Origin of the sequence: Cytobacillus sp. Bva_UNVM-123, assembly GCF_046351715.2 — a bacterium.
In the GTDB taxonomy this organism is placed as follows: Bacteria; Bacillota; Bacilli; order Bacillales; family Cytobacillaceae; genus Cytobacillus.
This window is the reverse complement of the sequence record NZ_CM177772.1, coordinates 408861-435006: the sequence shown is the minus strand read 5'-3', so window position 1 is coordinate 435006 and position 26146 is coordinate 408861. Positions and strand designations below refer to the sequence as shown.

Here is a 26146-nt window from a genome sequence, read left to right as displayed (position 1 = left end):
TTTACAAATTTTTATGACTTTAGAAAACATTTCTCTCTAATCTTTGCGGTGCTGCATAAGATAGATTTGATAAGCAATCGTCAGTTCACCTAACTCAAATCCATTATTCAGGTTAATCCCAAGCTCTTTAAGTTTTTCTACACGATAGCGTAATGTGTTGTAGTGCAAGAATAAGTCCTTTGCGGTCTTCTGGATATTCAGATTATTAGAGATGAGCGTTGCTAACGTCTCGAGTAAATCCATATCCTTGCTGCTGTTCTCGATTACTTTACCTAATTTTTCTTGTACATACTCACTCAAAATATTTTCGTCTCTTATTTGATATAGAAGCTTGTAAACTCCGATTTCATGATACCTCTTAACAAAGGGACTCCCCTTTGAGATTAACGCAGAAATTTGAGTGGTTAATTGTGTTTGCTCAACAGCCTTTGATAGCTGTTGCACAGAAGTGATCATATCGGATATACCGATGCCAATTTTGTATTTATTCTTGAAATACCGAAGCAAATAGCTACATACTCTGTCGAGACGCTCCTCCCTACTAGCCTCAAACACCACACTCATAAAGCAGATAAGTGCATCATCATAATAGACAACCTTACATTTTCTCGGAGATATATCTAATTTCTCCGCGATAAGATTTCCGATATTATGGGAATCCATTAATTCTGTGTAAACATTTCTTTTTTGTTCATCCTCTTGCTCTAGCATTTTGATATTTAATAGAACCATTGGGAAATCAAGATCCCATTTAAAGATCTTTGCCTTCTGAATCACATCAAACTGAGATTGGAATTTACGATTCAGTACATCTCTAATAAAGGAATCAAGATAATTTCTTTCCTTCTCCTGAATCGCTCTTTCCCTTTGAAAATCGATTGCAATTAAGATAGACGCTTGTTCAATAGCAATAATCGTATTCGAATCGAAATCACGATCCTCTGACAAAGCAATTAAATAACCCATGCACTCTCCACCGACGGTAATAGGATTCACAAATAAGTGTGATCTATCAAATTCCTGGCCGTTAATATTAATCTTTAATTGATTCCCAACAGTATACAAAGCATGAGGTTTTCGTGTTGCTTTTTGTATTTTTATTTTTTCCTTATTCTTAAAAGAGCTGCCTAATACATCCAAATGTCGATCGATTAGAACGACTTGAGCACGAATCATGCTTGCTAATGACTGAACTAAATGATCTAAGCTCGTCCCTTCTAACAGAAGCGCCATCAGCTTATTATGAAGCTCATCGCGAAATTGAAGCGTACTGTTTTTTTTCCCTAATAAAAGATCGAGAATTTTGTTACTCAATTCGGATAGATTCGCACTAATCGGGAGTGTGAAAATCGGAAAATCATATTCATTTGCTTGCTCAAGCATAATTTCGGGAATCTGTTCAATAAAACGACCTGGCTTCACAGCTATTCCAGAAATCCCTTTGTTTACAAGCTCTGGAATAAACTTCTCAATTGCTTCTTGATCATCTGCTATGGGATATAAGGTTGTAATTAAAAGACCGTCCGGATCTACGTATTCAAATATATCTGGGACCTCCATGAAGTACACATTGTTTACAACCCGTGACAGCCCTTTTTCTCCGGCAACATTTTTTACATCCTCAAAGCCTTTTAAGGCTAATATTTCTTCTACTGTTGTCTGCATTGCTTTCTTCCCCTCCCAAGAAAAAGTTATTTTATTCGACATAATCTTAACACAAATAATTTAGAGAGTTTTTAGGAGCCTTCTCTTTCTTTTAACTCCTTTAAAAGATGGATCCATGCTAGCCACTGTAACCTGTACTGTGACTAGCTTTTTATAGACTGACTCGATTCGAGTGAAAGAAGCGTTTGTAAACTTTTGCCGAAAACTAGCAAAAAAATTGTAAACAAGTGATAAGGAATATAGGTAGTCGCTTTTTTATAATGAGGGGAAGGAAAAGATGAAAGACTTCTACTAAATACATTTTGTAAGGAGAGTATTATGGGAAAAGTTTTCTTACTTAATCATCCATTAATCCAGCATAAACTAACATACATTCGTGATAAAAACACAGGCACGAAAGAATTTCGCGAATTAGTCGACGAAGTTTCAGCCCTCATGGCTTATGAAATTACAAGAGAGCTTCCGCTGGAAGAAACAACGATTGAAACACCTATTTGCGCAACTAAATCTCATGTCATCTCAGGAAAGAAACTAGGAATCATCCCTATTATGCGTGCTGGACTTGGGATGGTAGAAGGAATTATTAAGCTTATCCCATCTGCAAAGGTTGGACACATAGGCCTTTATCATGACCCAGAAACATTAATTCCTGTTGAGTACTATGTAAAGCTACCAACAGACGTCGAAGAACGTGAGCTCATTGTGCTTGACCCCATGTTAGCAACAGGCGGTTCAGCAGCAGCAGCCATCACAGCTCTCAAAAAGCACAATGCCAAAAACATCAAATTAATGTGTATTTGTGCTGTTCAAGATGGCATTGACGTCATTCAAAAAGAACATCCAGATGTTGATCTCTACCTTGCAGCCATCGATCCAATACTAAACAAGAAAAGCTACATCGAACCGGGACTAGGTGATGCCGGAGACCGCCTCTTCGGAACAAAATAGGGGACAGGTCCCTTTTCCCACCACTTTTTAGAAGCACAATATAACAATATAGTTAAAAAGGAGGTTAACCCAAGAATTGGTTGATCTCCTTCGTCCATAAAACAATCGAAAACAGCCTGAATAAAAATGGAAAAAATATGGGGAGCTAATTAAAATGAGAATGCTACGAAATTTAAAGATCAGCCAAAAGTTATTATTATTATCCATTCTTTCTACTCTATTACTTGGGGTTATTGGATTCGTCAGCTATAAAAATATGAATGATATGATACGGGACACTAATGTTATCTATGAAAGATATTTGAAGTCTATTCAAACATTGGGCCATATGCAAGCTAATAATAACTCTATCGATTCATATACATTAGAGGCGATCCTTACTGACAAACCTGCTGTGTATCAACAGCTGATGGAAAAGATTGAAGAGAAAATGCAGCAAAACATTCGAGCGGAGAAACCTGAGCTTTTCCCAAAGGAAATCATAGATTTAGAGGCATATGGTGAAGTGATAGTAGATTACAAGGATGCAAGGCAAATAGCTTTAGACTTAGCTAAAGAAAATAAAAGAGAGAAAGCCTATGAGTACTACTCCGATGTGGTTGCTGAAAAAAGAGCAGTGCTTGACAAAACCGTCACCGATATTCAAGTTTTTTATGAACAATCAGCCGAAAAAATGTATCAAAAGAATTTAAAAAAAATGGAATCAACGATGACTATTCTTGTTTTTACTATTCTTATTGGAATTGTCCTTTCATGCTTAGTTGGTTTGTATATAACAAGAATAATTATTAACCCCGTTAAACACCTTCGTATGTTAATGCGCAAGGCTGAAGATGGGGATTTCTCCATAAAGGGAGATTATGTTTCCAAAGACGAAATCGGTCAGCTCGTATCTTCCTTTAATAACATGATACATGGAATACGGGGTATCATAGAGACGGTGAACGAAACATCGGAATTAGTTGCTTCCTCTGCGGAGCAATTAAGTGCTACTTCAGAACAAAGTACACAAGCAAGTGAGCAAATTTCCCACTCCATCCAATCGATAACAAGAGGTTCTGAGCAACAGCTTTATAGTGTAGAAGAAAGTAAAACCACCATGAATACGATTGCCAATTACGCTAATAAAATCTCACAGAATGCAGTACATATGACAGAAAGTGCCCACAAAACAACGGAGGTTTCCATTAATGGGAAACAATCAATAGAAAAGGTTCTACTGCAGATGAATACAATCGAAAAAAATGTCAATGGATTAAGCCACGCTTTTGCAAGTCTCAATGAGCGCTCTGTAGAAATTGGAAACATTAATGAAGTTATTACGGCCATTTCCAGCCAAACAAATTTGCTTGCATTGAATGCTGCCATTGAGGCTGCAAGAGCTGGTGAGCATGGAAAGGGATTTGCTGTAGTGGCAGATGAAGTGCGTAGATTAGCAGAGCAATCAGCAGACTCTGCAGAACAAATTAATCAATTAATTCAAATGATTCAGCTTGAAACTGAACAAACACTTGATTCTATGGACTCTGCTACAAGAGAAGTAAGCGCAGGACTTGACGTTGTAAAAACTGCTGGAAATGCCTTTGAAAGAATAGAAGTCTCTATTAAGGATGTTGTCGCAGAAATCAACACCGTCTGTAGAGACTTAAATGAACTTGCGGCTGAAACTGGTCAAGTAGTGACATTCATTCAATCGATTGAAGAAGTTGCCAAAGATTCAGTAGAAAAAAATCAATCGGTCCTTTGTTCGACAGAAGAGCAATTAGCTTCCACCATCGAAATCGAATCCGCTGCAGAAAACTTAACAAAATTAGCGGACGAACTTAATGTTTTAATCGGAAAATTCAAATTATAATCGCTCTCATTCGAGGGAACAAAACTATAATATTATTCAAAAAACACCCTCTAGGTACTTAATTTTTTCTTTTATCGAGGGTGTTTAATTTTATTTGAGCTAGTTCGTTTTCAAGCTTTCCTTTATTTTCATATATCCATATAAACATAGCTTTATTTATTTCAAATATAGATGGATACTTCACAAAATAAGCCATGAAAATCGCTTGAATACATAACATTACATACCATGCTGCTTCAAGCTCCATTTCTAATAAAGGATTTTCATGATCATAATGTTTAAACAAATTGCCAACAAATTTAATCCAAGATCCCCTTAAGAGTGCATCAGGAAATATTTCACTCAAAACACTAGTGGAACAATAGCATAAGTCCAAAATACGCACGTTCTGCTCTACAAGGTCAAAATCAATAACTCCAGAAAATTCATCTTCTCGAAAAATGAAATTATGGATATGTGCATCTCTATGTATTAATTGTGTAGGCAAACACTCAATACGTCGTTTTAATTCTAAGTGCAATTTAGAAAAAATGTATGTAATTTGGTCATTTTCACTTAATGAAGAGATTTCATGAATAGCCCAATTGTAAACTTGTTCATATAAAACTTTGCTAGGGAAATTCACATGTAGTTCGGGTATATTCATCGCTTTATGTAAAATAGCTAACGAATTGCCTAACAATTTAGGAGGAAGATCACTTGTAATGACAACTTTTGCTGTCAATACCGTTCCTTCAATATATTGATAGAGACAGTAATTCTCATTTTTATAAGTAACAATATATTCTTCATTATTTTTCAATAGCGGAAACTGAACATTTAGCACTTTATCTACTTGTTTCAATAGTTCAATTTCTTTTGCTGCATTCTCTGTACTAGCCTTTAGCTTTAAAATATATTTTTCTCCATTTTCCGTTTCCAATAAAGTCGCTCGCTCTGAAAGTTTTTTCGCTTCCACTTCTCCCAAACCCCAGAGTGAGCATAATTCATGTATTGACGTTATAGACAGTGACATATAAATACCTCCAAAAGGCTTTATATGTCTACTATTCTTCAATTAGGCACTAAATCCCTTTAATAACCATTTTATCCCTTTTACTTCAAGTTATCCGTGCTATCTTTCACTTGTACTTTCAATTCAAGCATGCATTCTTCATATCCATTTGGAGAATAATGAATATGTACAATCGAGTCGTATATATCACTAATAGCCGTTAATTGATTCTCTTCCACATAATGAATTAGTTTTTGTAAATTCGAAAAATAATCTTCATGTGAGAGGCTACTAAAGGTAATGCAAACGTATTTACCTTGTGGAATGATCGCGACTTCAGTATCTTGTGCAAGCAACGAAATTTGTTTTTTTGTTAAAACGGGGGTAAATAAATATTGATACGTAATCTCATCAATATGTGAATAAGGCTGATATGGAAAGATCGTACCGTAGCCATTATTGCGAAATCCTTCTGTTGGTGCAGCAAATTTCATTAATCGACTGTAAGAGGCATTAATAATGTTTTTAGGCCCAATTCCTTCGACTTTTAATTGGATAATTTGTATTTCCTCTTCATCTGAAAGAAATACTTCGCCAAGTGGAGGATATTTCTTTTGTCTTTGAATTCCCTTTTTAGCATTCAAGATAATTTGTTCCACTTCTAATAAGGAATCTATTTTTTCCCTTACGAGTAATTCTTGCTCTGTTAGAAATGCGAGAAAATCATCTGCCTTTAATTTGTATACTTTTTTTATTTCTTCTAATGGAGTACCAATATATTTTAATGATTTTATTAAAATTAGTTGGTAAATTTGAGAGTCTTCATAATAGCGATAGTTCGTTTCAGGGTCGACATAAGCAGGTTTAAATAAGTTGATTTTATCGTAATAACGAAGGGCTTTAATGGATATATCCATTAGCTTAGAGACTTCACCAATTGTATAAAGCTTCTCATTCATTTCTATCACGTCCCCTACATGAAACTAGTAAAAAAGATGGTGTCCCAAAAGTAAGGATAACTTTTAGGAGCACTATCTTTTTTTATATTCTTATTAATCTGTCCGTTGATTTCTATTCCAGACTCTTCGCGTCTTCCACTCCAATCAACTCAGCGCAAAAATTAGAATGAACTTTAATTAGAAAAACTCGGCATTCGCCAAGTCCTTTCGGCGAATGCCCTAGCTTTTCTTATGCGGTATTATAAACGCTAATATTAATTAACGACCTTCTGGGTCAGCTTCTTTTCTGATCAATTTGCTGTTCGATATGCAGGCTCTTTCCAAGCAAGTGTTAATCCAATCCCAATTGCTAAAACAACCGTTGCGAAATAGAAAGGATAGTTTAAATCAATATCGAATAACATTCCGCCAACTATTGGACCAAATACATTTCCAATACTTGTAAACATTGAATTCATACCACCAACAAAGCCTTGTTCATTGCCTGCTATTTTTGTTAAATACGTTGTCACTGCTGGTCGCATTAAATCAAATCCGACAAATACTGTTACCGTAACAAGCAAAATGCTAAAGTATGAATTCACCATAGTTGTGAAATAAACAAGGATGGTCGAAACAATTAAGCTATACCGAATTAAACGAATTTCACCAATCCATTTTGTTAAACGAGCAAATAATCCAACTTGAAAAATGGCTCCAACAATGCCGCCGCCTGCTATGATGATAGCAATATCCTTCGGTGTAAAGCCAAATTTATGATCGACAAATAGGGCAAATAACGATTCGAAAGCGGCTAAACCAAATTGCGAAATTAAGATAATCAAAAAAGCGATAAAATACATTGGAGCAAAAATACGTTTAATTCCTGTTTTCTGTACTGCCACTTTTTCATTTTCTGGATTTCTTTCTGGCTCATGCAATAAAATGGTGGATAAGATTGCCGCAAATACAGCAAGAATGCCGGCAAAGAAGAACGGTACACGAGAGCCGAATTCCGCTAAAAATCCGCCAATACCAGGTCCAACAATAAATCCTGTTGAAATCGCAGCTGACATATAACCGAGTGCACTTGAGCGTGTATCAATGGTTGTAATATCTGCAATAAACGCTGTCACAGCTGGCATAATGAATGCCGCACTAACTCCACCTAACATCCGCGATATAAAAAGCACCTCAACTGTTTTTCCGATTCCGAATAAAAACTCTGAAAGTCCAAAGATGATTAGACCTATAATAATCATTCTTTTACGTCCAAATTGGTCAACCCAGCGACCTGCTATAGGCGAGACAATTAACTGTGCGAGAGCAAAAGTTGCAACCATATAACCGACAACTGTCCCAGATATATTTAACTCATTCATAATTGTAGGAGTAACTGGAATAACAAGACCAATCCCTAAAAAAGCAATGAATAAATTCATTAATACGATACCTAACATTATGTTGTGTTTCTTCATGCTACTCTACCCCTTTTTTTTACCTACAAAATATAATTTAAAGCCTCCCCCAAGGGGAGAGTCAATCAATTTATTTATTTTTAATTGAATTGTCCTTATTATTCTCTATTTTACCTTCATTTTTGTATTGAAAATAAAGCAACTTATTAGAGTAACGCGCACAAATCGCGGAAATTGGCTCTAGCACGCCGGTTATTATCCATAAAATAAAACCTCATTCATTAAAAAGCCTATGGGCTGCAATTCTTCATCTCATTCCCCATAGGCTTTGTGAATGAATATAAATTTGGAATTTTCTAAGATATTTTATCAATTTTTTGAATCTTATGTTTAAATAATATTGATGACTTAGTACGTACAGGGGGTTAGTATAAATGGAAATAAAAGTAATGAAAATAGAAGATGTTGAAATCATTTCGAAATTTATTTCGCAATTAAACAATAAAGAGAAATCACATATCGGTTATTGTGGTAAAGATAGCAAAGAAATTGCGAATTCCTTACTTAATGATCTTTCAGATATTAAATACACGGATAGCTTTGTTGGGGCATATGAACAAAATCAATTAATCGGTCTGTTAGGTTTTGATGCATGCCTTGAAAATAATAGTGCTGAGATTTGGGGACCGTTTATTCATGAAGATAAATGGGATGTGGTTCATGCTTTATGGAGAAAGATGAGCAATTTGCTTCCTTCTGACATTCGTTCGTTAAGTATGTTTCCTAACATCAAAAATCATAATGCCCGAAATTTTGCTAAATATCATAGCTTTAGTAAACAAAGTAAACAAACAATCCTAACCTTCCATCAAGAAGATAAGAATGAATTAGCAGATATAGAGATGATTGAATTAAGTAAAAGGGATATTCCGGCAATGAAAAAATTGCATAACGAAGTATTTCCTCATACTTATTTTAACGGGGACCAAATTGTTCATAGAATAAATTCAAACAGAAAAGTATTTATTCTTACGAATCAAAATGATTTATCTGGATATATTTACGTAGAGGCAGAACCAAAGTTTGGGGAAGGGAGCATAGAATTTTTTGCTGTTAGAGAATCTGAAAGAGGAAAAGGAATTGGAGGAAAATTGCTGACAGTTGCGCTTAAATGGCTTTTTACATTTGAGAAGATTAATTCCATAACGCTTTGTGTCAACTCAAGTAATGATAAAGCCATTAGCTTATACAAGAAGATCGGCTTTAAGCATGTACATGATTTATGTTTTCTCACTAAAGAATTATAAATATGTTTAGCCTACTTTTCTTGTTCGTCACATTATATTAATGGATGCAGAAACATTCAAAGAACCGCTCAATTATTTTGAACGGTTCTTTTTTTTACATTATTTTGATCTATTTTCCTTTATGCTTAGCTTTCGCTTTTTGCTTTTTAATAAGATATTTCTTTTCCTTCATTTCATCATAATACTGTTTATTAAATTTTTTCTTTTCCTCTTTTCTCTCTTCATATTCTTGCTTCAACGCTTCTTGAGCCTTAGTAGAAATACCCACTTTTTTCATTTCTTTAGCTACTTGGCGCTGCAAACGCTTAGGATTTATCCTTTTAATCGGTTGCTCTTTTGAAGCTACCCCTGCTTGATGAGCATTATTAATAATCTTCAGTAACTTATTATGGATGAAATTAAGGATTTCAATATCTTTAGGTTCAGCTCCGAACACATAACGAAATGCTTTTAATTTTCCATCTTGTTCAACTTCAATAATTCCAATCCAAAACTGGCCATCATAGTAAATCGTTAATGACATAACGATTCCCCCCTCTAATAATTTCAATGAAATGATGGACATCCCGAGGAGGGGAAGGCTACTGACATTACTAAATTAATGCATCCGGACTACCAACCGAATTGTGTTTTTTCATTTCACATATAAATGTATCATAAGAACTTGTTACTAACTTTATTGTATAGATCTCTAATGATTAATGATAACTCACCTAAATCATCAATCACATAATCAGCCTTTACCCCACTCCAATGGTCATTCTTCTTCCAAACGCCCACCATTCCTACACTTTGTGCAGCAATAACATCATTTTCAGGATGGTCACCAACAAAAATACATTCCGATGGTGAAACATTTAACCTTTCAAGCGCTCGTGAAAAGATGAGTGGGTGAGGCTTCTTTATTCCTTCTAATTCAGATACTAAAATGACATCGAAGTACATTTCTATATTTAATGCCTTCACATTATCTAATTGAAATGGCCCTTTACCATTCGTGATGATTCCTAAAACAATATTCATATCCTTTAATTTTTCTAACATCTCGTAAAGATTGCTAAATGCAATACAATGATATTTAAATTGTTCAAGATAATCATGCAATAGCTGTTCATGAGATATGCCCTTTATGTCGAATTCATCTATTAGCTGTTCATACACCTTATCTTTCCAAACATAGCCATGATGATCTAGTTCAATAAATCTTTTACAATACATTTCTTTTTTTATGTGGTTAAAATATATTTTAAATCTTTCATATTGCTTAGCAATAAAGGATTTTATCGATTCATCCCGATCTAGTAAAGTGCCATCCAAATCAAATAAAACAGCTTTCATCTCTTTGCCCCTATCTTTATTGCTTGGACAAATAAAATCTATCCAATCAGAAGAAATAGTACCTATATTTTATTCATCACTTTTCTTTGATTAACCTCATTAATTGCTTGAATTAACATATGTTTGTTAAAGTCAGGAAAATATGTATCGGTAAACCACATTTCCGACTTAGAAGATTGCCATAACAGAAAATTACTAAGCCTTTTTTCTCCGCCAGTTCGAATAATAATATCAGGATCGGACAATCCCTTTGTATAAAGGTAGTTTTCTAAAAGCTCCTCATTTATATCTTCAGCTGTTATTTTCGTATGACTACTATCTTTTATTAATGACTTAACAGCAAACAATATTTCGTTTCTTCCTCCATAATTCAGCGCGAAATTAACAATTAATCTATCATTATTTTTTGTTTCGTTTACCGCAGTCATGACTGCTTTTCGTGTATGATTCGGAAGTCCTTCTACATCACCAGAAATACAAATTTTTATTTTCTTCTGCCTATATTCTGGTAACTTTTCAGTTAAATATTGTGCAGGTAAATCCATAAGATAATTAACTTCTTCTTTTGGTCTCGTCCAGTTTTCCGTCGAAAATGCGTATAATGTTAAAGTTTTTATACCCAATTCTAATGCAGCCTCAATTAATCTTTCCATTGCTTTAGAACCAGCATAATGACCTTGACTTCTTGTAAGTCCTCTCTGCTTTCCCCATCTTCCATTCCCATCCATCATGATCGCAATATGTGTCATAGTGCCAAGTTCCAAAGCTTCTCCCCCTCATCCTTAAAGAGACTTCTTTAATAGAATAAATGATCTTCTTACGATTAAAAGAAAATAGATTAGCCCTGCATATGCTGTAACGGCTATCATATAGCGAAATGCTTGTGCAGTTGGATCAATCAACATAGTAATTCCATGTTCCCTGTTATACCATTCAAGATCGACATGATACCACCAAATTGCTATCAAGGTAAGCAGCAACAGTAGAAAAGCAAAAATTGCCTTAATGTGAAATGTAGTTTTGACTAAACTCTTCTTAAAAGCGATGGAAAAGTTCATTTTAGAATGTTGTTGAGATTCTATCCTCGCTTCCCGTTTTAACGGGGTTAAAAAATAAATCATTAATATCCCACAAACTAACGCCATGACTGCTATTCCTGAGTTCATTAGACTTCCCTCCTTTTTCAAGCAACATTATCTTCTACACATACGAACAAATGCTAATCCAGCAACTAGTAGGGCGAGTGCAGCATATCCAATGCTCCACAAAAAATGAACATGAAATGTATGATAGCTCCCAGCTAATACATCACGAGCTAATTGAATAGAATGGACAAAAGGTAAGGCATTGCACACTTTTTCAAATGTCTCGCCTAGCATACTTATATCCATCCATGCCCCTCCTAAGAAAGACACTGCTGTAATATAAATTGTACCAATACCAGAAATTTGTTTTTCCGTAAACAACGCACCTAAAAATAGTCCAAAGAAGATGGACATAAGAGCAATGGGTAGAAGAGTTAACATACTCAGCAGAACTTCTATTAGATTAGACGTTAATCCGAGGAATTTGGCTACAATAAAACAAATAATTCCTTGTAAAAAGGCAAGTGGAATTAGCGGCAAGACGTAGCCATTTATATAATCCACTATCTTTAATGGTGAGGCAAACAATCTAGTTAGAAATGCACTTTGCTTATCCTTCGCAATTAACACTGCCGAAAACATCGTTAAAAAGGCAAAACTAAATACAATCAAGCCTGGTGTTAAGTTATTCGCTTTAAATGTATCGAGTGGAGCATTTTTTTCAATCGTTGTAAAAACGATAAGAAGCAGCAAGGGCAACGTTATTCCGAGAATAATAGAAAGTGGATCCCTAAAAATCTCTTTTCGATTTCTTTCTGCAAAATTAAGCATGCTCATATGTCACCTCGCGATCACAAATAGCCAGAAACGCGTCTTCAAATGATGTTGTATTTGTACTGTCTTTCATTTCTTTTGCAATGCCGATCGCTTTTACAGAGCCTTTCTGTAAAATACAAATCCGATCGGCAAGTGCTTCTGCTTCCTCTAAATAATGTGTCGTTAAGACAATCGTCATCTTTCCTTTTAATTTGGAAAGCGTCGCCCACAATTCACGTCTTGAGCGAACATCTAGCCCTAATGTCGGTTCATCAAGAAACAGGATATGAGGATTTGTAATTAGCCCCATCGCAATACTTAATCGCCTCTGCATACCACCAGATAATGTTCTTGCCTTATCCTTTTGCCGTTCCGCAAGTCCAAATGTTTGAAGCATTTCCGTCGCTTTTTCTTTCGCTTCCATCTTGGAACTGCCATAAATACCTGCAATGAACTCAAGATTTTCTCGAATCGTCAAATTCGGTGCAACTGCTGTTTCTTGAGGGGAAATATTAATTTTTTGCTTCACCGCATCAACTTTAGTACGAATACTATTCCCGAACACAAGAGCATCACCAGCTGTCGGAGTTAATAAACAGCACAGCATATTGATTAATGTTGTCTTTCCAGCACCATTCTCTCCAAGCAAAGCGAAAAACTCTCCTTTTTCAATCGAGAAATTAAGAGCGTTCACAACAGGATGTTCATCATATTTCTTCGTCAAATGATTTAATATGATTGCTTCCAATTATTCCTCATCCTCTCGTATTTCTTGTGCACTTAAAATATCTTGCGCAAATTTGAACATTATCTCATTTTTTACGATTGCAATGCCCTGCTGTTCATCACCTAATAAAAGCAATGTATCGCCGGGTTTAATATTAAAAACATCTCTCGCTTCTTTTGGAATGACAATTTGCCCTTTTTCTCCTACCCTTACTGTTCCAAAAATGTATTTTCCATCTGGTCCTTTCATTGAAATTCCCTCCTATAATTCATTTTAGTATGATTAGTTATACTTTTCATACTTATTATACAACAATTGTCAGATAAATCCATAAAAATATAAAAAAACAGTCATAAACATCTGCTCTCAACCCTCAATGTAAAATGTCGTCGGCTTCATTTCACTGCGCTTGGCGACTACTTCGTTCACGGCGAGGCTTGCTCAATGATTCCGACGACGATTTTGTTTTTACACAGAAAAAACAGCATGATCTAATTTCTTAAATCACACTGTTTTAGAAAAATGCCTGTTACCACTTGAAAATGTTAATGCTTTATTTCTTGTAATGCTTGCTGAAGGTCAGACTTTGTTTTTAACTCATTATCAATTTCAATTCCGAGTTCAATCATCGTATCTGCAATATCAGGGCTGATCCCTGTTAAAATGGTTGAACAGCCTAATAATTTTATACCTTTGACAATTTTAAATAAATGATTAACAACAGATGTATCAATAAAAGGAACACCTGAAATATCAATGATTAATTGCTCGGATTTTAATTCTTTTACCTTTTGCAGCGTCTTTTCACGGATTTTCTTTGCTCGATATGTATCAACATTGCCCACTATTGGAAGAATACTCACTCTCTCAGCAATCGGAATGATCGGAACAGATAATTCGTCTACGGTTTCACGATGGCTTTTTAATAATTCATTTTTATAATTTACATAATATGCCGTATACGAATCAATAAATAAATCGATGACATCGTTTACATAACGTTAAAGCAAAAAACTCTTCCATGCTAAGAGCATGTTTGGACTCAACATAAAATACCTTGATGGCATTCCAAATGATCCCACGGGCTGATTGGAAAAGCTCCAAGGATAAATGGATTGGAAAGTCTTTTTTTGCACTTCTATAGCCTCTTTCCTTTGCCTGATCCATAATTTCCTCTGTTTTTAGCTCAAGAATATTTTCCGTTACAACTTTAATAATCGGATTCCCTTCTTCTTCATACTCTTCTATAAGGCCGCTTTCTTTTAATAAAGATGTTAAATAGCTTTTATTCGTATGTATATATTGAATCCATTCTTTTTTATAAAAATCTAAATTGTCGATTAAAAACTGTGCTAATTCCCTCTTTGTATTGACTGATTGTATCATCGAATGACCCCCTGTATATGAGTTTGAATGCTGCAGTGTTTTCGTAAATGAAAGAAAAAAGGTCGTTCCAAGACCTGTCTCACTTGAGACGCTAATTTTTCCGTTGCTGCTTTGTATCGCATTAAAAACTTGTGCAAGACCCATTCCTTTTCCATCCTGTTTCAATGTAAAGAAGGGAGTGCCAAGTAAACGCAGCTTGTCTTTTGGGATCCCCATTCCAGAATCAGAGATGCTAAGATGAACACCATGAGCATCTTCATATTGTTCAAAGATTAACGTACCGCCTTCGGCCATCGCTTCAATCGCATTTTTTATTAAATTAAACAGCGCTTTTTTTATTTGATCCTTTCTGCCGCTGATCATAGCATTTTCATGTTCAAACTTCTTAATTAAATTTATATGATAAAGCTGGTTTTGAAATAAAAGTAAAATTGCTTCGATTTCTGAACAAATATTGAAGGTAGAATGTTTTTCTTGAGAAAACTCTGGCTTCGATACGCTCATTAAATCATTTAACGTTTGTATTGCCCTGTCCAATTCACTTTTAGCAATTTGAGCATATTCTTGATTAAAGCTTTGTTCCATTAATTGAAGAAACCCTTTTACTGCCGTTAAAGGATTTCTCACCTCATGAGCAATTCCGGCTGCCATTTCACCAATGGAGGATAATAATTGATTATTCCAGTTGTTATGTTCATGAGAGCTTTGTATATGACTGACATTAAATATGTATATATGAATCTTGTCTAGTCGTTGCTCTTTAAATGTACGGTGAAATAAAAAAAAGTGCGGTTGTGTATCAATGGTCACGATAAACTCATTGCATTTCCCCATAAAACATTCATGCAGCTTTGTCTTAATTTCATTATTTGTTATTCTGTGAAATAGATAACTAGAGTCACTCTCATCTAAACTTAATAGTCTTTTTCCTTCATTGTTTATTTTTTGAATGGCTCCTTCAGGATTGAGTTCAATCATTCCGTATGAAACTTGATTTGAGGAAGGCGATTTCATCGTTTTTGGGTCCCTCCCTTATTGAGCCATTTTACTGCTCTCACCTTCGTGCCACTGTTCATGATACTCGTAATTTCAAATTCGTCCATTAGGCGCTTCACTCCAGATAGACCCAACCCTAAACCAGTTTTAGAGGTGAATGATTGAGTAAAAATTTGGTCTAGGTTTGGAATCCCTGGACCTTGGTCAATGGCGATGATCTCAATGCTATAGGGAGGAATTGGATTGATTTGAAGCTCACCTTTACCAGCATAAAACACAATGTTTCGGGTTAGCTCCATAATAGAAACAATTAATTTAGTTTGTTGGCTTTTATTTAAGTCATACTCTTTTGCCACTCTTCTTCCTATTGTACTTGCCATGTATACATCATCTTCCCGTTCTATAGCAATTCTGTACAAATTAGTCTCAAATCCTTTACCTAAAATAGAAGTGTGAATATTAAGAGTATTTTAGCACACTTGTATACATTTACGACTACATTTTTTAAAAAAACAGGGGAAGTTTACTATAATTTTAAAATTAGGGGAGTTTTTCTTAACACTCGAAAAATACATAACAATTAAATCTGTTCCAACTGAACCAAATAGTCAGCAGAGACCACTTTTAACATAACTTTCATCCTAAACTCATATATTGAATTGGTTAAGTTTTTTCAGAAAAAGGAGTGACATGAGCATGAATCAAGAAACGTCGTCTTATGTGAGTCATATTGATCCTTACGTGTATCATACTCTTCAAAGTATTATCAAATCGATGGTTATCGTGGAAACAACAAAGGGGACTGTTTCAGGTAGTCTGAAATCTGTTATGCCTGATCACATTATCGTTGAATCAGGTGGATCTTCTTTCTTTATTCGCACACAACAAATTGTCTGGGTTATTCCTAAAGGATAGGAGGTAAATTCAATGTTTAAACGTGAGAATCGCCTGTTAATCAACCTTCCAATTCCAGATCATGGAGACCCGAATGCAGCTGCAGCCGTTCAAGAGCTTTTAGGCGGAAAATTCGGAGAAATGTCTACGTTGAATAATTATATGTATCAATCGTTTAACTTCCGCCAAAAAGATAAGCTGAAGCCTTTTTATGATCTTGTCGCAAGTATTACAGCGGAGGAATTTGGCCATGTGGAGCTAGTTGCCAATACAATCAACTTGTTATCGAGAGGCAATACATTCTATACGGGTGATCCAGATGTTGCACCATTACGAGAAGGAAAGGATAATCGAAGTACATATCATTTCATTGCAACCGCACAAACCGCTTTAGCTGGGGATTCGATGGGACGTCCTTGGACTGGGGACAATGTGTTTAATAGTGGAAACTTAGTGTTAGATTTACTTCATAACTTCTTCTTAGAGATAGGCGCTCGCACACATAAGATGAGAGTATATGAAATGACCGAGCATGAAACTGCCCGAGAAATGATTGGGTATTTATTAGTTCGTGGTGGAACACATGTGTTGGCCTATGCAAAGGCTTTAGAAATTGCCACAGGTGTAGATGTAAAGAAAATGATTCCAATTCCTGATTTATCAAATACAAAGTTTGACCATACTAGAAAATTTGAAGAACAGGGATTAGCAGACGTTTTGTATACTTGGAATGACGTCGGTGATTACGTTGATATTCGGCAAATATGGAAGGGGAAGAATCCAGAAAGCGGTAATCCACTCATTGTGAAAGAAGGTGCACCAAAAGGAGCACCCATTCCAAATTTAGATAATCTACCTGAGGAATTTGCCCCCGGAATCGACCCCGATGTATATGCAAAAATCGCAAAACGCTTAATGGAAAATCTATAAAGGCCACGGGGGCAGTCCCAGTGGCGAAGGAACAAGTAAACTGGAAAGTGTCCCTAAAACTCCAAATTTACAAGGATACTTTCTGTTATTTTCCCTCGGCATATCTATTCCCTATTAGGCTTAATTTAGCTAAACACTTTAATAAACACATGAAAAAAGCCCTCTTTATGGATCAGATGGCTTTTCTTTCGTTAGTAAAAAACATTAGGTCAAACCCATTGTCCCTACTATTATTCTTTTTTAGTTTTCATTTCAATAACGCTTTTGATAACCGGAATGAGTGAAACGATAATAATAGCTATCGTAACGAGGCTAAAATTTTCCTTAATAATCGGTATACTTCCGAAGAAGAATCCAGCTAATGTCATCGTAAGCACCCATAAAGCTCCTCCAAAAATATTAAAAATGACAAATACCCGAAAATTCATTTTACTTACGCCAGCTACAAACGGTGCAAACGTCCTAATGATAGGAATAAATCTAGCAATTACAATTACGATCGCACCTTTTCGTTCATAGAAATCTTGGGCCTTCAGTAAATACTTCTTATTAATTAATTTAAACCGATTATTTTCGAATACTTTTGGTCCAATATAATGCCCTATCCAATAATTAACCGTATCTCCGATGACAGCTGCAACGAACAAAATAGTTAACAGTAGCCAAATATTAAGGGAGCCTTGTGCTGCAATTGTACCAGCTACGAATAATAGTGAATCTCCTGGAAGAAAAGGAGTCACGACTAATCCTGTTTCACCAAAAACAATTAAAAATAAAATAAGATATGTCAAAGTACCATATTGACTTACAATTTCTAATAAATGTTTATCTATATGTAAGATAAAATCAATTATGCCTTTTATGACCTGCACTCTTTCTACTCCTCTACAATTCGACTATTATTGTTTTTTTTCAAATTACACATACTTATTATACTTCGTTACGAAGAAAAATTCTCTTCTAAACTATCTTGCAAATTTTAGTAAGGTAAAACAATAAAAAACGAATTAAATATTGACCACCGTCTAAATTGTTTATATTATATAAATATAGTATAAATTGTCTACACAATTTATACTCCGTTCACTCTAATCAAACAACTTGTGATAGTAGCAAAATGATAAAAATAAATTTAAAAAGGAAGATGGAAAATGGTTCGATTTGCGATTGCAAGTATTGGAGGATTTTTTCTTGTTTTCATAGAGATATACATAGTTGTCATCATAAAGGGCTATCATACGATTGAAATCGGCGGGCTTGGACCTTTTATAAATATATGGGCAATGAATTTTTTCCTTCTATATACGATTGTTTCCCATATCCAACTATGGCTTGCAGAGAAGGAAACAGCTAATAAAAAAACGTTTTTAAATTAGAAACGCTACTATTATTTAACTTTATTTTACTTTAGTACGTTAATAAACTTTCCTACTAACCTAGAACTTGTGATACATTCCTTATGCTAAAAATATATTATCAATATTCATAAAATAGTCACTTGAAATTTGGTATAGTTAAATAAACAATTTATTAACGGGATGTGATGTGAGATCGAGATGATTGTTGGGAGAGCTGCTAAAAAAAAATATCAAATGGAACAAAAAATATTCGAAGCGGGTATGAGTCTTTTTCAAGAAAAAGGCTTTATTAATACAACTTTGCAGGATATATGCGAAAAAGCAGGTGTGTCTAAAGGAACGATCTTTAACTATTTTTCCTCTAAAGAAGATATCCTTGCAAAGTTTGGCCGTAATCAAGCTATCGTATTGAAACAATTTGCTGACAAGCTTTCTCCATCTATGAGTACGAAGGAAAAAATTATCGCCGTTTTGCTAGAGGATATAAGATTAGTCAAAAAATCTGAATTCGATGCAAAAACCGCCTTAAAAGGGATTTCAGAAGGTGGAGAAGCTGTTTATCAGTTTGAATTGAAGAATAGAAAAGATTTGTCAAATATTTATAAAGATCTATTAATAGCTGGACAAAAATCAAAAACATTTAATGAATCTTTAATTGCAGATTTAATTGTAACGGTTTATTTTCATGTATTAGATACACATTTTTATCGTCATAATCGCCTGGCGGAAATTGAGGAATCTCTCATTGAATCTGTCAATATTCTATTTAATGGCATTAAAGACGCTTTTAATTAGAAAAGCGCAAGCGCCTTGCCCAGCGACGTAAAGGAAACAAAACGAGTAAAACGAGTTGATGTTGACTTATCGTAGGGAGAGGGAGGGCAGGCAAAATGCGCCACATCAGATGTAACACCCTCAAAGGCAGCTGCACTATCACTTGATGCAAATGTAAGGAATACAAATATTTTAAATGCTTTTGAAAAATCATATTTACATCAGAATATTGATAAAAGAAGAATGAAAGAATTTTGATTAAAAAGATTGGATGAAGCTTTATTTTGTGGTAGATGAAAGACAACCATTTTGAACAAAGATTGATCAAAATGGTTGCCTCTATTCTAATTGCTAATTTGATTTTTATAAAAAAGATTGATTGAAACTTTCGCTCAAACTAATCGAATAATTTTATTTAAAGCCACAATAGTTGTTTACTTTTTAAAGTAAGATACTCCACTATACTACTAATTATTTGAATAACGTTCTGATAGTTTCTTTTTATGCGATTGAAAAACTTCTTCTAGAGGGATATTGTACTTGTTTGCAATCACAATTAAATTACCTAATACATCCCCTAATTCTTCAGTTAACTCTTGTTTATTTTCCTCATAAGATCCCTTAATTTCATCAGGTCTATCCCTACCTATCTCAAGGGCTCTTATAGCTCGTGCAACTTCACCCGTTTCTTCTGCTAAAAAACCAATACGAATAAAAATGTCTAATTCAGACCAGCCCCTACTTTCATAATACTCCTTTACCCATTGTTGAAATTCAGTGACATTCATTTTCATCTAACCCCCAATTTAATATCTTAAGTTTAACAAAAAATTGAAAGTTTTATATAATATTTAATAGTTATGATTTAGGAGGGAATATATTGAAAAGGTTAGCCGTATTTTGTGGATCAAGTAATGGATCATCTGATATCTATATAGAAGCTGCAAAAAAACTTGGTAAAGAACTAGTAAAACGAAATATTGCACTTGTTTATGGTGGAGCGAGTGTTGGAGTTATGGGTGCTGTTGCAGATTCAGTTTTAGAAGAAGGAGGATATGTAATTGGTGTTATGCCTAGTTTTCTAGATGATAGAGAAATAGCCCATAAAAACTTAACAGAGCTTATCATCGTAGATTCTATGCATGAGAGAAAAGCGAAAATGGCAGATTTGGCAGATGGATTTTTAGCTTTGCCTGGTGGGCCAGGAACTTTAGAAGAGTTCTTTGAAATTTTTACGTGGGCTCAATTAGGACTTCATAATAAACCATGTGGGCTCTTAAATATTAATCATTATTATGATCCTCTTATTACGTTATTTAATCATATGTCAGACGAACAGTTTTTACATGAAAAGTACCGTACAATGACACTAGTAGATAGTGAACCAAAAGGGATACTTGATAAATTTAATACATATGAACCACCAACTGTAAAAACTTACATTACTGAAAAACAGATTTGATAGATAAAAAAACAGACCGATTTATTACCTTGGTCTGTTTTTCCTATTTAAAATGAAATTTTCCTTAAATCCATTTCCTATTCTAATCAAAGAGTAAAAACACACACTCTCCTAAAAGAAAGTGCTTCTACCTCATTTTCATCAGACAAATTACATTCTAATAGGCAAAGATTCGTAACTTTTTTATAAACATCGTGACTTTATTTTAAACATCGCATCTTTTTTACAAACAACGCGACTTTTTTACAAACAACGCGACTTTTTTTAAAATCCACAGCAAATTTTTGATATAAGAACTCACGGTGGATCAGCATGAAAAACCTAAAAAGATTGGAAAAATGTAAAATGAAATTTTATAAATGTTCAAATTGCAAAGGTAGACAAGAAGAAACTGAGTTTGGACAATGTGCAGATTGCGGTTATGAGGAATTAGTAAAAATTTCAGAAGAAGAGTTTGAAAAAATAAACTCTTCGCAGAAACTAATTTAGAAAAAGAGAAGATGAGAAAGAAAAGCCGACTTTAGTCGGTTTTTTTTATAAGCGTTTAAAACGCAAAGAACAATAGCTCTCTTACGAGAGCTATTGTTTATGTCCACCAATCATGCCAGCACGTTGTATAGCTGTACCACCTTTTGTATAGGATGCGGCTCTAAGAATGGCGGTTTTACCGTATTTATTTCGAATGCTAGACAATTCTCAAACTTTAAATATATAAATTCTGATATTATTAAAAAAACGAAGCATTCGCCAAGTCCTCTTAGCAGATGCTTCGTTTTTCTTATGTGTCAAACGGTTCGTTTTTAATAATACTTGCTTGATGATTTCTTCAAAAGAAACATTAAAATGATGATAATAGTGAATGCTGTTAAGGCTAAAAAAGGAATCGTAATGAAACCGAACCAATTAATATATTGGGCACTACATGGGACCCCATTCACACAAGGCTTTATCTCGGCAAAGCCAGGCACCTTTTGTATTAAATAATGATAGAAAGAAATAAGCCAGCCTATCAGTGCCATCGGCAGAACGAATTTTTTAATCGAAAAATCACTTTGGAATGTTCCGATTCCAAGTATGAGAACTAAAGGATACATTAAAATTCGTTGATACCAGCAAAGCTCACAAGGAATAAAACCTCTAATTTCACTAAAATACAAACTTCCAAGTGTCGCTACAATTGAAACGATCCAAGCTATATATAAATATATTTGATTTCTATTCCTCACTTGTCTTTACCTTCTAAAGCTTTTTCTATCAGACTTTTTATCTTATTATAATCAAATGGATCTTCGAGCATAGTACCATTTACCATAATACTTGGAGTCATTTGAACATCAAACTCTTCCACTAGCTTCGTGTCTCTATTTACTTCATCGATTACTGATTGATCCTGCATATCTTTCTTCAACTGTTCTAGATCAATCCCAGGAATCGTTCCTGCAATCTCATTAACCTTATCCATCGTTAACCATGGCTCATCATGATTTGCATTTGTTGGCTGTGCTTTAAATAGCTCTTTATTAAAGATCCAAAAGCTTTCTGGGCTTTGTTTATAAATTGCTTCAGCAGCTAAAGAGCCCACTTTCGATTCATCACCATGAAAAAGTACGTGGACAAACGAAAATTTAACATCTCCTTTATCAACATAATCTTTCATTAATTGTGGAAAATGCGTTTCACTCCATGATTTACATCCTGGACATTTATAGTCACCAAATTCAACAACCGTTACAGGTGCATCTAAATCTCCTAATATTGGCTGTCCCTCTAGAGATGGTTGTTTATTAAAGCTAATATCATTATTCTTTTCTGTGCTCTTATTATTTAAAATAACGAGAGCAGTCAAAGATGCAAAAATAAATAATGTAATAATAACGATGAATTTAATTGAAGAATTTTTCTTTGCCGTCATCTACTCTTCTCCTTTAATCTTTTAATCATATTTTTCCTCCCTATTTTTAGTATCAGTTTTTATTTTATCAAATTCGGAAAACTATTCAAAAGAATTGAGATAACATTTATCAAGGGCATGATTAGATAAATTTATAATTCTAGTAAAATCTCTATTTTTATTAAAAAGCACGAGCAGTAGCTGGATGAGGCATCCGGATTCTGCACGTTTTTTTAAGTGAAATAAAACATAACAAACTTCGTATTAGAGCCGATCATGATAGCATATGTTTGTACTTTTCACTATGTTTATACCTGATTATATGATTTAATATCAGTATCAAGTCTTAATTAATGTCAATGACTCATAATGTAAATAATGGAATTTAAGAATAATTATTAAAGGAGAGAAATTCATGTTCAATACGCAACAAATTCAAGAAATAATTCCACATCGTTATCCTTTTTTATTAGTTGATCGAATTCTCGAAGTAGAGGAAGGAAAACGTGCAGTCGGAATAAAAAATGTTTCTGCTAATGAAGCTTTTTTTAATGGTCATTTTCCAGGTTACCCAGTAATGCCAGGTGTTCTAATTGTTGAAGCATTAGCACAAGTGAGTGCCGTGATTATGTTAATGAAGGATGAAAATCGGGGAAAGATTGGGTTATTTGCTGGTATTGATCGTTGCCGTTTTAAAAAACAAGTCCACCCTGGTGACCAGCTACGTCTTGAAGTCGAAATAACAAGAGTTCGCGGTTTCATTGCTAAAGCTAATGCTGTTGCGACTGTAGATGGCGAAATCGCATGTGAAGCAGAAGTGACATTCGCTCTAAATGACAATACTAAAGGGTCATAATTAACACCTTACGCAGGAGAAGCTGTACAACTTCTCCTGCATAAGGTTATTTTTTTATTAAACTAAAACCCATTGGTTCAAGCTGATTTGCGTTTCATTATTGTCCAAAGGAAAATCCCAAAAACAACAACGATTAAACAAATTATGAGATACATAGCATCCAACTGCAGCACCCCATAAGCCACTAACACTTCTAGAAGCATAGCTGGGAGTTTTCCGAGTGTGGACGCTATAAAAAAATGCAACCCACTGATTGAGCTTACAGAAGCGTAAAACGTAACTAACCCAGATGGAATAAAAGGAATAAGCCTTCCTTGTAAAATGATTGCATAACCTATATTCTGACGGTGATTAAAAAGGCGCTCGAACCAGCGATTGTTAATACGCTTCTGAAGTGGCTGTTTAAATCCGTAACGATAAAGATAAAAAGTCACTTGTGCACCAAGAACTTCACCGACTGTTGATAAGATAAATCCATTCATCACACCGAAAACGGCGACATTAGCCGCCGTAATAAAAATGGAAGGGACAATCCCTAATATAGCTATGATTACTTGGAGCAATATACTGATCACAACGGCTAATCGTAGATCTACTGTCCCTAGGAAAGTGAGAATCCATTCCTGCATCTGTTCACATCCAACTCAACTTAATCTCAAGTATTCTAGCACCCTATCTAACCATTCATTCATATGGGCATGAAACAAGCTTGATTGCTCAATTTGCAAGTTATGACCAGCCCTATCTAAAATAGCAAATGTGGCTCTTGGAAAATGATCAAGAATTTCAAACGCATTTTTGTAGCCAACTACAGAATCTTGTTTTCCTAGCAAAAATACACTAGGTCTATCGAACGTAACCTTATCCAAGCTGAAAGAGAAGCCATATTTTTTCTGGACTTTAGTTAGAAATTCTTGATCAGCTATATGACAGCCAGCTAATACTTCATTCGAATATCGCTCCCAATTATATTCATCAAGAACAACTTGATTTGAACTGAAAGCCTCTACTTCTTCTTTCGTTAATTTCGTTAAAAACTCATCATCCGAATAAATAATTGTATGTCCTGGAAGCACTCTATCTTCTTTTCTAGGTAAAATCATCGGGCAAATAAAGGCAGCACCTAAAACTCTTTCTTCATGTTTCTTTATGACTCCTCTTGCGAGATAACCCCCATAAGATTCTCCAGCAATTAAATACGGTTCATTTGGGATTAACGTTTCGATAAAGTTTATGACAGCATCTAGCATTTCATCAGAGTTATTTATTTGTTCATATTCTTTCGTTTGACCCATTCCGGGAAGATCAATGTAGATACGTCTCCACCCATCCCGTTCTTTAAAAATCGGTTCCATACAGCCGCTCATTAATCTATGGTCTGGAGAAAACCCATGTATCATAATGATCGGCTTCCCAACCCCAAAATCTTCGTAGTAGAAATTAGCATGATTCACTTTACAAAATGGCATCCCCATTCACCCCAAAGTTCTATGATAAAAACTCATTCTATCTTCTTATATTTTTGATAAATGTACCATCCAATCATCGGTAATATCGATAAAAAGACAAATATGATCGCTAAATCTAAAAATAGATAATTGATTGAAAAGGTCGGTTTTTTTAGTTCAGTCAAATCTTTTAACGGATCAATGCCAATTGCCAATAATAACAGTGCAAAAACAAGTTCAAAGCCAATTTCTTTCATTTTCAAAATAATGTCAGGAAATTCAACGTCTTTCATTAATGACTCAAAAGGCAGTTTTTTATTTGAAAAGGAAGAAACCCAGCGATATACTAAAAATCCAATTAAATTTATTATTCCTAGTAAAGCAAGAGTTCCAATTGGGTAATGAAGGATATTTGAGAGGATTAGGATAATGATTCCGAACAATCCTCCTGCCCAAACAACAATAGTTGCTTTTTTAACAAATCTATTTTTCTCTATCTTTTCATTCATGAATAAAAAATTCACCTCGATTACGATGTTCATGCCGTCGTTTGGAGCAACAAAAAAACCCCCGCCTATCTCTCAATCATAGACAAACGGATGTACAAACTCAACTAGAATTGGGATTATTTAACGTTTTTTAAGAGAGCAATGCATTGTTAATCGAATGATTGACAGTTAGCTAGTACAGCACTTCAATTCTCTAGCAAATAAACTTTATCATTTGAATCATAAATAATCTGAATGCAATCTCCAACTTGTGGCGGTGCAAGTAAATTAGCAATCATTTTAATTTCTTTTTCAATAGTTTCAAACCGATAGGAAAAGGTAATTTGAAGCCTAACTTCCGGCTGTTCATTAATCGTTAGGCCAGTTTGTTTTACAGATCGAATGATTAAAGTAGCTTCTTCCCCAACCTCTTCAAGAATCATTTTAATTTAAGAATGATCTCGATTAAAGCGTACATTATGAAAATATGATTATAAGATAAAAACTCCATCCTCTCCTATCTTATGTGATGGAGAAAAAGGCGTTTATTGTTGTTCAATCTTTACATTCTA

General features: G+C 34.6%; 32 protein-coding genes and 1 pseudogene. 10 read left to right on the top strand and 23 right to left on the bottom strand.

Translation table 11 applies throughout. From position 1 onward, the window contains the following. Nucleotides 1–36 precede the first annotated feature (36 nt). Nucleotides 37–1665: a PucR family transcriptional regulator gene (locus KDN24_RS02290; protein WP_409975081.1), complete on the bottom strand. Its 1629-nt coding sequence runs from the start codon at nucleotides 1663–1665 to the stop codon at nucleotides 37–39. A gap of 318 nt (nucleotides 1666–1983) precedes the next feature. Here KDN24_RS02290 and upp point away from each other — a divergent pair, with 318 nt between their 5' ends. Next, nucleotides 1984–2613, top strand: coding sequence for a uracil phosphoribosyltransferase (gene upp / locus KDN24_RS02285; RefSeq protein ID WP_409975080.1), 630 nt, complete (start codon nucleotides 1984–1986; stop codon nucleotides 2611–2613). Nucleotides 2614–2767: 154 nt separating this feature from the next. Continuing rightward, entirely contained in the window at nucleotides 2768–4468 is a 1701-nt protein-coding gene (locus tag KDN24_RS26330; RefSeq protein WP_525931269.1) for a methyl-accepting chemotaxis protein, read from the top strand. Nucleotides 4469–4526: 58 nt separating this feature from the next. On the opposite strand, the gene KDN24_RS02270 is transcribed toward KDN24_RS26330, so the two are convergent. The 3 genes from KDN24_RS02270 to KDN24_RS02260 all read right to left on the bottom strand — a co-directional run bounded on the left by KDN24_RS02270 (nucleotide 4527) and on the right by KDN24_RS02260 (nucleotide 7878). Next, nucleotides 4527–5426, bottom strand: a complete 900-nt coding sequence (locus KDN24_RS02270; protein ID WP_491348278.1) for a phosphotransferase enzyme family protein — start codon at nucleotides 5424–5426, stop codon at nucleotides 4527–4529. 137 nt (nucleotides 5427–5563) lie between these two features. Then, nucleotides 5564–6421: a MerR family transcriptional regulator gene (locus KDN24_RS02265; RefSeq protein WP_409975078.1), complete on the bottom strand. Its 858-nt coding sequence runs from the start codon at nucleotides 6419–6421 to the stop codon at nucleotides 5564–5566. 290 nt (nucleotides 6422–6711) lie between these two features. After that, nucleotides 6712–7878, bottom strand: coding sequence for an MFS transporter (locus KDN24_RS02260; protein ID WP_409975077.1), 1167 nt, complete (start codon nucleotides 7876–7878; stop codon nucleotides 6712–6714). A gap of 374 nt (nucleotides 7879–8252) precedes the next feature. Between KDN24_RS02260 and KDN24_RS02255 the strand changes: the two genes are divergently transcribed. Then, nucleotides 8253–9125: a GNAT family N-acetyltransferase gene (locus KDN24_RS02255; protein ID WP_409975076.1), complete on the top strand. Its 873-nt coding sequence runs from the start codon at nucleotides 8253–8255 to the stop codon at nucleotides 9123–9125. 109 nt (nucleotides 9126–9234) lie between these two features. Here the strand turns inward: KDN24_RS02255 and KDN24_RS02250 are convergent, their stop codons facing one another. From KDN24_RS02250 to KDN24_RS02205, 10 genes are all read right to left on the bottom strand, one after another. Next, nucleotides 9235–9648 (bottom strand): YjdF family protein, encoded by a 414-nt coding sequence (locus tag KDN24_RS02250; protein WP_491348277.1) that lies wholly within the window; start codon nucleotides 9646–9648, stop codon nucleotides 9235–9237. A 131-nt stretch (nucleotides 9649–9779) separates the two neighbouring features. Next, nucleotides 9780–10463: an HAD family hydrolase gene (locus tag KDN24_RS02245; RefSeq protein ID WP_409975075.1), complete on the bottom strand. Its 684-nt coding sequence runs from the start codon at nucleotides 10461–10463 to the stop codon at nucleotides 9780–9782. A gap of 62 nt (nucleotides 10464–10525) precedes the next feature. After that, entirely contained in the window at nucleotides 10526–11227 is a 702-nt protein-coding gene (gene uppS, locus KDN24_RS02240; RefSeq protein ID WP_409975074.1) for an undecaprenyl pyrophosphate synthase, read from the bottom strand. Between the two features lie 18 nt (nucleotides 11228–11245). Then, complete coding sequence (locus tag KDN24_RS02235) at nucleotides 11246–11629, bottom strand: hypothetical protein (RefSeq protein WP_409975073.1); 384 nt, start codon at nucleotides 11627–11629, stop codon at nucleotides 11246–11248. Between the two features lie 27 nt (nucleotides 11630–11656). Next, nucleotides 11657–12379 carry an ABC transporter permease gene (locus tag KDN24_RS02230; protein ID WP_491348276.1) on the bottom strand — a complete coding sequence of 241 codons (723 nt, stop codon included), beginning with the start codon at nucleotides 12377–12379 and terminating at the stop codon, nucleotides 11657–11659. Then, nucleotides 12372–13112: an ABC transporter ATP-binding protein gene (locus tag KDN24_RS02225; protein ID WP_409975071.1), complete on the bottom strand. Its 741-nt coding sequence runs from the start codon at nucleotides 13110–13112 to the stop codon at nucleotides 12372–12374. Before KDN24_RS02225 ends, KDN24_RS02230 begins: the two co-directional genes overlap by 8 nt. Further along, on the bottom strand, nucleotides 13113–13340 hold the full coding sequence (locus KDN24_RS02220; RefSeq protein ID WP_409975070.1) for an AbrB/MazE/SpoVT family DNA-binding domain-containing protein: 228 nt from the start codon (nucleotides 13338–13340) through the stop codon (nucleotides 13113–13115). A 296-nt stretch (nucleotides 13341–13636) separates the two neighbouring features. Next, nucleotides 13637–13936, bottom strand: a complete 300-nt coding sequence (locus KDN24_RS02215) for an STAS domain-containing protein (protein ID WP_409975069.1) — start codon at nucleotides 13934–13936, stop codon at nucleotides 13637–13639. 121 nt (nucleotides 13937–14057) lie between these two features. Beyond that, on the bottom strand, nucleotides 14058–15491 hold the full coding sequence (locus KDN24_RS02210) for an ATP-binding protein (protein ID WP_409975068.1): 1434 nt from the start codon (nucleotides 15489–15491) through the stop codon (nucleotides 14058–14060). Further along, the gene (locus KDN24_RS02205) at nucleotides 15488–15892 is read right to left on the bottom strand and encodes an anti-sigma regulatory factor (protein WP_409975067.1); all 405 of its coding nucleotides are present in this window, start codon (nucleotides 15890–15892) and stop codon (nucleotides 15488–15490) included. The genes KDN24_RS02210 and KDN24_RS02205 overlap by 4 nt, the downstream gene beginning before the upstream one ends. Before the next feature lie 271 nt (nucleotides 15893–16163). On the opposite strand from KDN24_RS02205, the gene KDN24_RS02200 reads away from it, so the two are divergent. Beyond that, a complete protein-coding gene (locus KDN24_RS02200; RefSeq protein ID WP_409975066.1) occupies nucleotides 16164–16388 on the top strand; it encodes a YuzF family protein in 225 nt (74 codons plus the stop codon). 12 nt (nucleotides 16389–16400) lie between these two features. Beyond that, the gene (locus tag KDN24_RS02195) at nucleotides 16401–17297 is read left to right on the top strand and encodes a manganese catalase family protein (protein WP_409975065.1); all 897 of its coding nucleotides are present in this window, start codon (nucleotides 16401–16403) and stop codon (nucleotides 17295–17297) included. 230 nt (nucleotides 17298–17527) lie between these two features. Here KDN24_RS02195 and KDN24_RS02190 read toward each other — a convergent pair whose 3' ends face one another. Then, nucleotides 17528–18169 (bottom strand): DedA family protein, encoded by a 642-nt coding sequence (locus tag KDN24_RS02190; protein ID WP_409975064.1) that lies wholly within the window; start codon nucleotides 18167–18169, stop codon nucleotides 17528–17530. A 279-nt stretch (nucleotides 18170–18448) separates the two neighbouring features. Between KDN24_RS02190 and KDN24_RS02185 the strand changes: the two genes are divergently transcribed. Together KDN24_RS02185 and KDN24_RS02180 are read left to right on the top strand one after the other, a co-directional pair. Next, nucleotides 18449–18673, top strand: coding sequence for a hypothetical protein (locus KDN24_RS02185; RefSeq protein WP_409975063.1), 225 nt, complete (start codon nucleotides 18449–18451; stop codon nucleotides 18671–18673). Between the two features lie 180 nt (nucleotides 18674–18853). Then, nucleotides 18854–19450, top strand: a complete 597-nt coding sequence (locus KDN24_RS02180) for a TetR/AcrR family transcriptional regulator (RefSeq protein ID WP_409975062.1) — start codon at nucleotides 18854–18856, stop codon at nucleotides 19448–19450. Between the two features lie 446 nt (nucleotides 19451–19896). Here the strand turns inward: KDN24_RS02180 and KDN24_RS02175 are convergent, their stop codons facing one another. After that, a complete protein-coding gene (locus tag KDN24_RS02175) occupies nucleotides 19897–20217 on the bottom strand; it encodes a MazG nucleotide pyrophosphohydrolase domain-containing protein (protein ID WP_409975061.1) in 321 nt (106 codons plus the stop codon). 92 nt (nucleotides 20218–20309) lie between these two features. Here KDN24_RS02175 and KDN24_RS02170 point away from each other — a divergent pair, with 92 nt between their 5' ends. Together KDN24_RS02170 and KDN24_RS02165 are read left to right on the top strand one after the other, a co-directional pair. Beyond that, the gene (locus KDN24_RS02170) at nucleotides 20310–20891 is read left to right on the top strand and encodes an LOG family protein (RefSeq protein ID WP_409975060.1); all 582 of its coding nucleotides are present in this window, start codon (nucleotides 20310–20312) and stop codon (nucleotides 20889–20891) included. A 312-nt stretch (nucleotides 20892–21203) separates the two neighbouring features. Then, nucleotides 21204–21380, top strand: coding sequence for a hypothetical protein (locus KDN24_RS02165; protein WP_409975059.1), 177 nt, complete (start codon nucleotides 21204–21206; stop codon nucleotides 21378–21380). A gap of 90 nt (nucleotides 21381–21470) precedes the next feature. On the opposite strand, the pseudogene KDN24_RS02160 reads toward KDN24_RS02165, so the two are convergent. From KDN24_RS02160 to KDN24_RS02150, 3 genes and pseudogenes are all read right to left on the bottom strand, one after another. Continuing rightward, a pseudogene (locus KDN24_RS02160) lies at nucleotides 21471–21584 on the bottom strand (DNA polymerase); the annotation flags it as partial. Nucleotides 21585–21691: 107 nt separating this feature from the next. After that, nucleotides 21692–22117 carry a disulfide oxidoreductase gene (locus KDN24_RS02155; protein WP_409975058.1) on the bottom strand — a complete coding sequence of 142 codons (426 nt, stop codon included), beginning with the start codon at nucleotides 22115–22117 and terminating at the stop codon, nucleotides 21692–21694. Continuing rightward, complete coding sequence (locus KDN24_RS02150) at nucleotides 22114–22803, bottom strand: DsbA family protein (RefSeq protein ID WP_409975057.1); 690 nt, start codon at nucleotides 22801–22803, stop codon at nucleotides 22114–22116. Before KDN24_RS02150 ends, KDN24_RS02155 begins: the two co-directional genes overlap by 4 nt. Nucleotides 22804–23197: 394 nt before the next feature. Here KDN24_RS02150 and fabZ point away from each other — a divergent pair, with 394 nt between their 5' ends. Then, nucleotides 23198–23638, top strand: coding sequence for a 3-hydroxyacyl-ACP dehydratase FabZ (fabZ, locus tag KDN24_RS02145; protein WP_409975056.1), 441 nt, complete (start codon nucleotides 23198–23200; stop codon nucleotides 23636–23638). Between the two features lie 77 nt (nucleotides 23639–23715). Here fabZ and KDN24_RS02140 read toward each other — a convergent pair whose 3' ends face one another. The 4 genes from KDN24_RS02140 to KDN24_RS02125 form a co-directional block, all read right to left on the bottom strand. Next, complete coding sequence (locus KDN24_RS02140; RefSeq protein ID WP_409975055.1) at nucleotides 23716–24267, bottom strand: TVP38/TMEM64 family protein; 552 nt, start codon at nucleotides 24265–24267, stop codon at nucleotides 23716–23718. Nucleotides 24268–24282: 15 nt separating this feature from the next. Then, nucleotides 24283–25107 carry an alpha/beta fold hydrolase gene (locus tag KDN24_RS02135; protein ID WP_409975054.1) on the bottom strand — a complete coding sequence of 275 codons (825 nt, stop codon included), beginning with the start codon at nucleotides 25105–25107 and terminating at the stop codon, nucleotides 24283–24285. 32 nt (nucleotides 25108–25139) lie between these two features. Next, complete coding sequence (locus tag KDN24_RS02130; RefSeq protein WP_491348275.1) at nucleotides 25140–25595, bottom strand: hypothetical protein; 456 nt, start codon at nucleotides 25593–25595, stop codon at nucleotides 25140–25142. Nucleotides 25596–25780: 185 nt separating this feature from the next. After that, nucleotides 25781–26017, bottom strand: coding sequence for a hypothetical protein (locus KDN24_RS02125; RefSeq protein WP_409975051.1), 237 nt, complete (start codon nucleotides 26015–26017; stop codon nucleotides 25781–25783). Nucleotides 26018–26146: the final 129 nt, after the last annotated feature.

What these genes read in the sequence shown, in the direction of transcription:
- KDN24_RS02290 (WP_409975081.1), bottom strand. Translation starts at nt 1,665, where the DNA reads ATGCAGACAACAGTAGAAGAAATATTAGCCTTAAAAGGCTTTGAGGAT.
- KDN24_RS02135 (WP_409975054.1), bottom strand. Translation starts at nt 25,107, where the DNA reads ATGCCATTTTGTAAAGTGAATCATGCTAATTTCTACTACGAAGATTTT.
- KDN24_RS02230 (WP_491348276.1), bottom strand. Translation starts at nt 12,379, where the DNA reads ATGCTTAATTTTGCAGAAAGAAATCGAAAAGAGATTTTTAGGGATCCA.
- KDN24_RS02265 (WP_409975078.1), bottom strand. Translation starts at nt 6,421, where the DNA reads ATGAATGAGAAGCTTTATACAATTGGTGAAGTCTCTAAGCTAATGGAT.
- KDN24_RS02180 (WP_409975062.1), top strand. Translation starts at nt 18,854, where the DNA reads ATGATTGTTGGGAGAGCTGCTAAAAAAAAATATCAAATGGAACAAAAA.
- KDN24_RS02210 (WP_409975068.1), bottom strand. Translation starts at nt 15,491, where the DNA reads ATGAAATCGCCTTCCTCAAATCAAGTTTCATACGGAATGATTGAACTC.
- KDN24_RS02175 (WP_409975061.1), bottom strand. Translation starts at nt 20,217, where the DNA reads ATGAATGTCACTGAATTTCAACAATGGGTAAAGGAGTATTATGAAAGT.
- KDN24_RS26330 (WP_525931269.1), top strand. Translation starts at nt 2,768, where the DNA reads ATGAGAATGCTACGAAATTTAAAGATCAGCCAAAAGTTATTATTATTA.
- KDN24_RS02235 (WP_409975073.1), bottom strand. Translation starts at nt 11,629, where the DNA reads ATGAACTCAGGAATAGCAGTCATGGCGTTAGTTTGTGGGATATTAATG.
- upp (WP_409975080.1), top strand. Translation starts at nt 1,984, where the DNA reads ATGGGAAAAGTTTTCTTACTTAATCATCCATTAATCCAGCATAAACTA.
- KDN24_RS02125 (WP_409975051.1), bottom strand. Translation starts at nt 26,017, where the DNA reads ATGATTCTTGAAGAGGTTGGGGAAGAAGCTACTTTAATCATTCGATCT.
- KDN24_RS02260 (WP_409975077.1), bottom strand. Translation starts at nt 7,878, where the DNA reads ATGAAGAAACACAACATAATGTTAGGTATCGTATTAATGAATTTATTC.
- KDN24_RS02185 (WP_409975063.1), top strand. Translation starts at nt 18,449, where the DNA reads ATGGTTCGATTTGCGATTGCAAGTATTGGAGGATTTTTTCTTGTTTTC.
- KDN24_RS02255 (WP_409975076.1), top strand. Translation starts at nt 8,253, where the DNA reads ATGGAAATAAAAGTAATGAAAATAGAAGATGTTGAAATCATTTCGAAA.
- KDN24_RS02195 (WP_409975065.1), top strand. Translation starts at nt 16,401, where the DNA reads ATGTTTAAACGTGAGAATCGCCTGTTAATCAACCTTCCAATTCCAGAT.
- fabZ (WP_409975056.1), top strand. Translation starts at nt 23,198, where the DNA reads ATGTTCAATACGCAACAAATTCAAGAAATAATTCCACATCGTTATCCT.
- KDN24_RS02200 (WP_409975066.1), top strand. Translation starts at nt 16,164, where the DNA reads ATGAGCATGAATCAAGAAACGTCGTCTTATGTGAGTCATATTGATCCT.
- KDN24_RS02250 (WP_491348277.1), bottom strand. Translation starts at nt 9,648, where the DNA reads ATGTCATTAACGATTTACTATGATGGCCAGTTTTGGATTGGAATTATT.
- KDN24_RS02150 (WP_409975057.1), bottom strand. Translation starts at nt 22,803, where the DNA reads ATGACGGCAAAGAAAAATTCTTCAATTAAATTCATCGTTATTATTACA.
- KDN24_RS02130 (WP_491348275.1), bottom strand. Translation starts at nt 25,595, where the DNA reads ATGAATGAAAAGATAGAGAAAAATAGATTTGTTAAAAAAGCAACTATT.
- KDN24_RS02245 (WP_409975075.1), bottom strand. Translation starts at nt 10,463, where the DNA reads ATGAAAGCTGTTTTATTTGATTTGGATGGCACTTTACTAGATCGGGAT.
- KDN24_RS02140 (WP_409975055.1), bottom strand. Translation starts at nt 24,267, where the DNA reads ATGCAGGAATGGATTCTCACTTTCCTAGGGACAGTAGATCTACGATTA.
- KDN24_RS02220 (WP_409975070.1), bottom strand. Translation starts at nt 13,340, where the DNA reads ATGAAAGGACCAGATGGAAAATACATTTTTGGAACAGTAAGGGTAGGA.
- KDN24_RS02165 (WP_409975059.1), top strand. Translation starts at nt 21,204, where the DNA reads ATGAAAAACCTAAAAAGATTGGAAAAATGTAAAATGAAATTTTATAAA.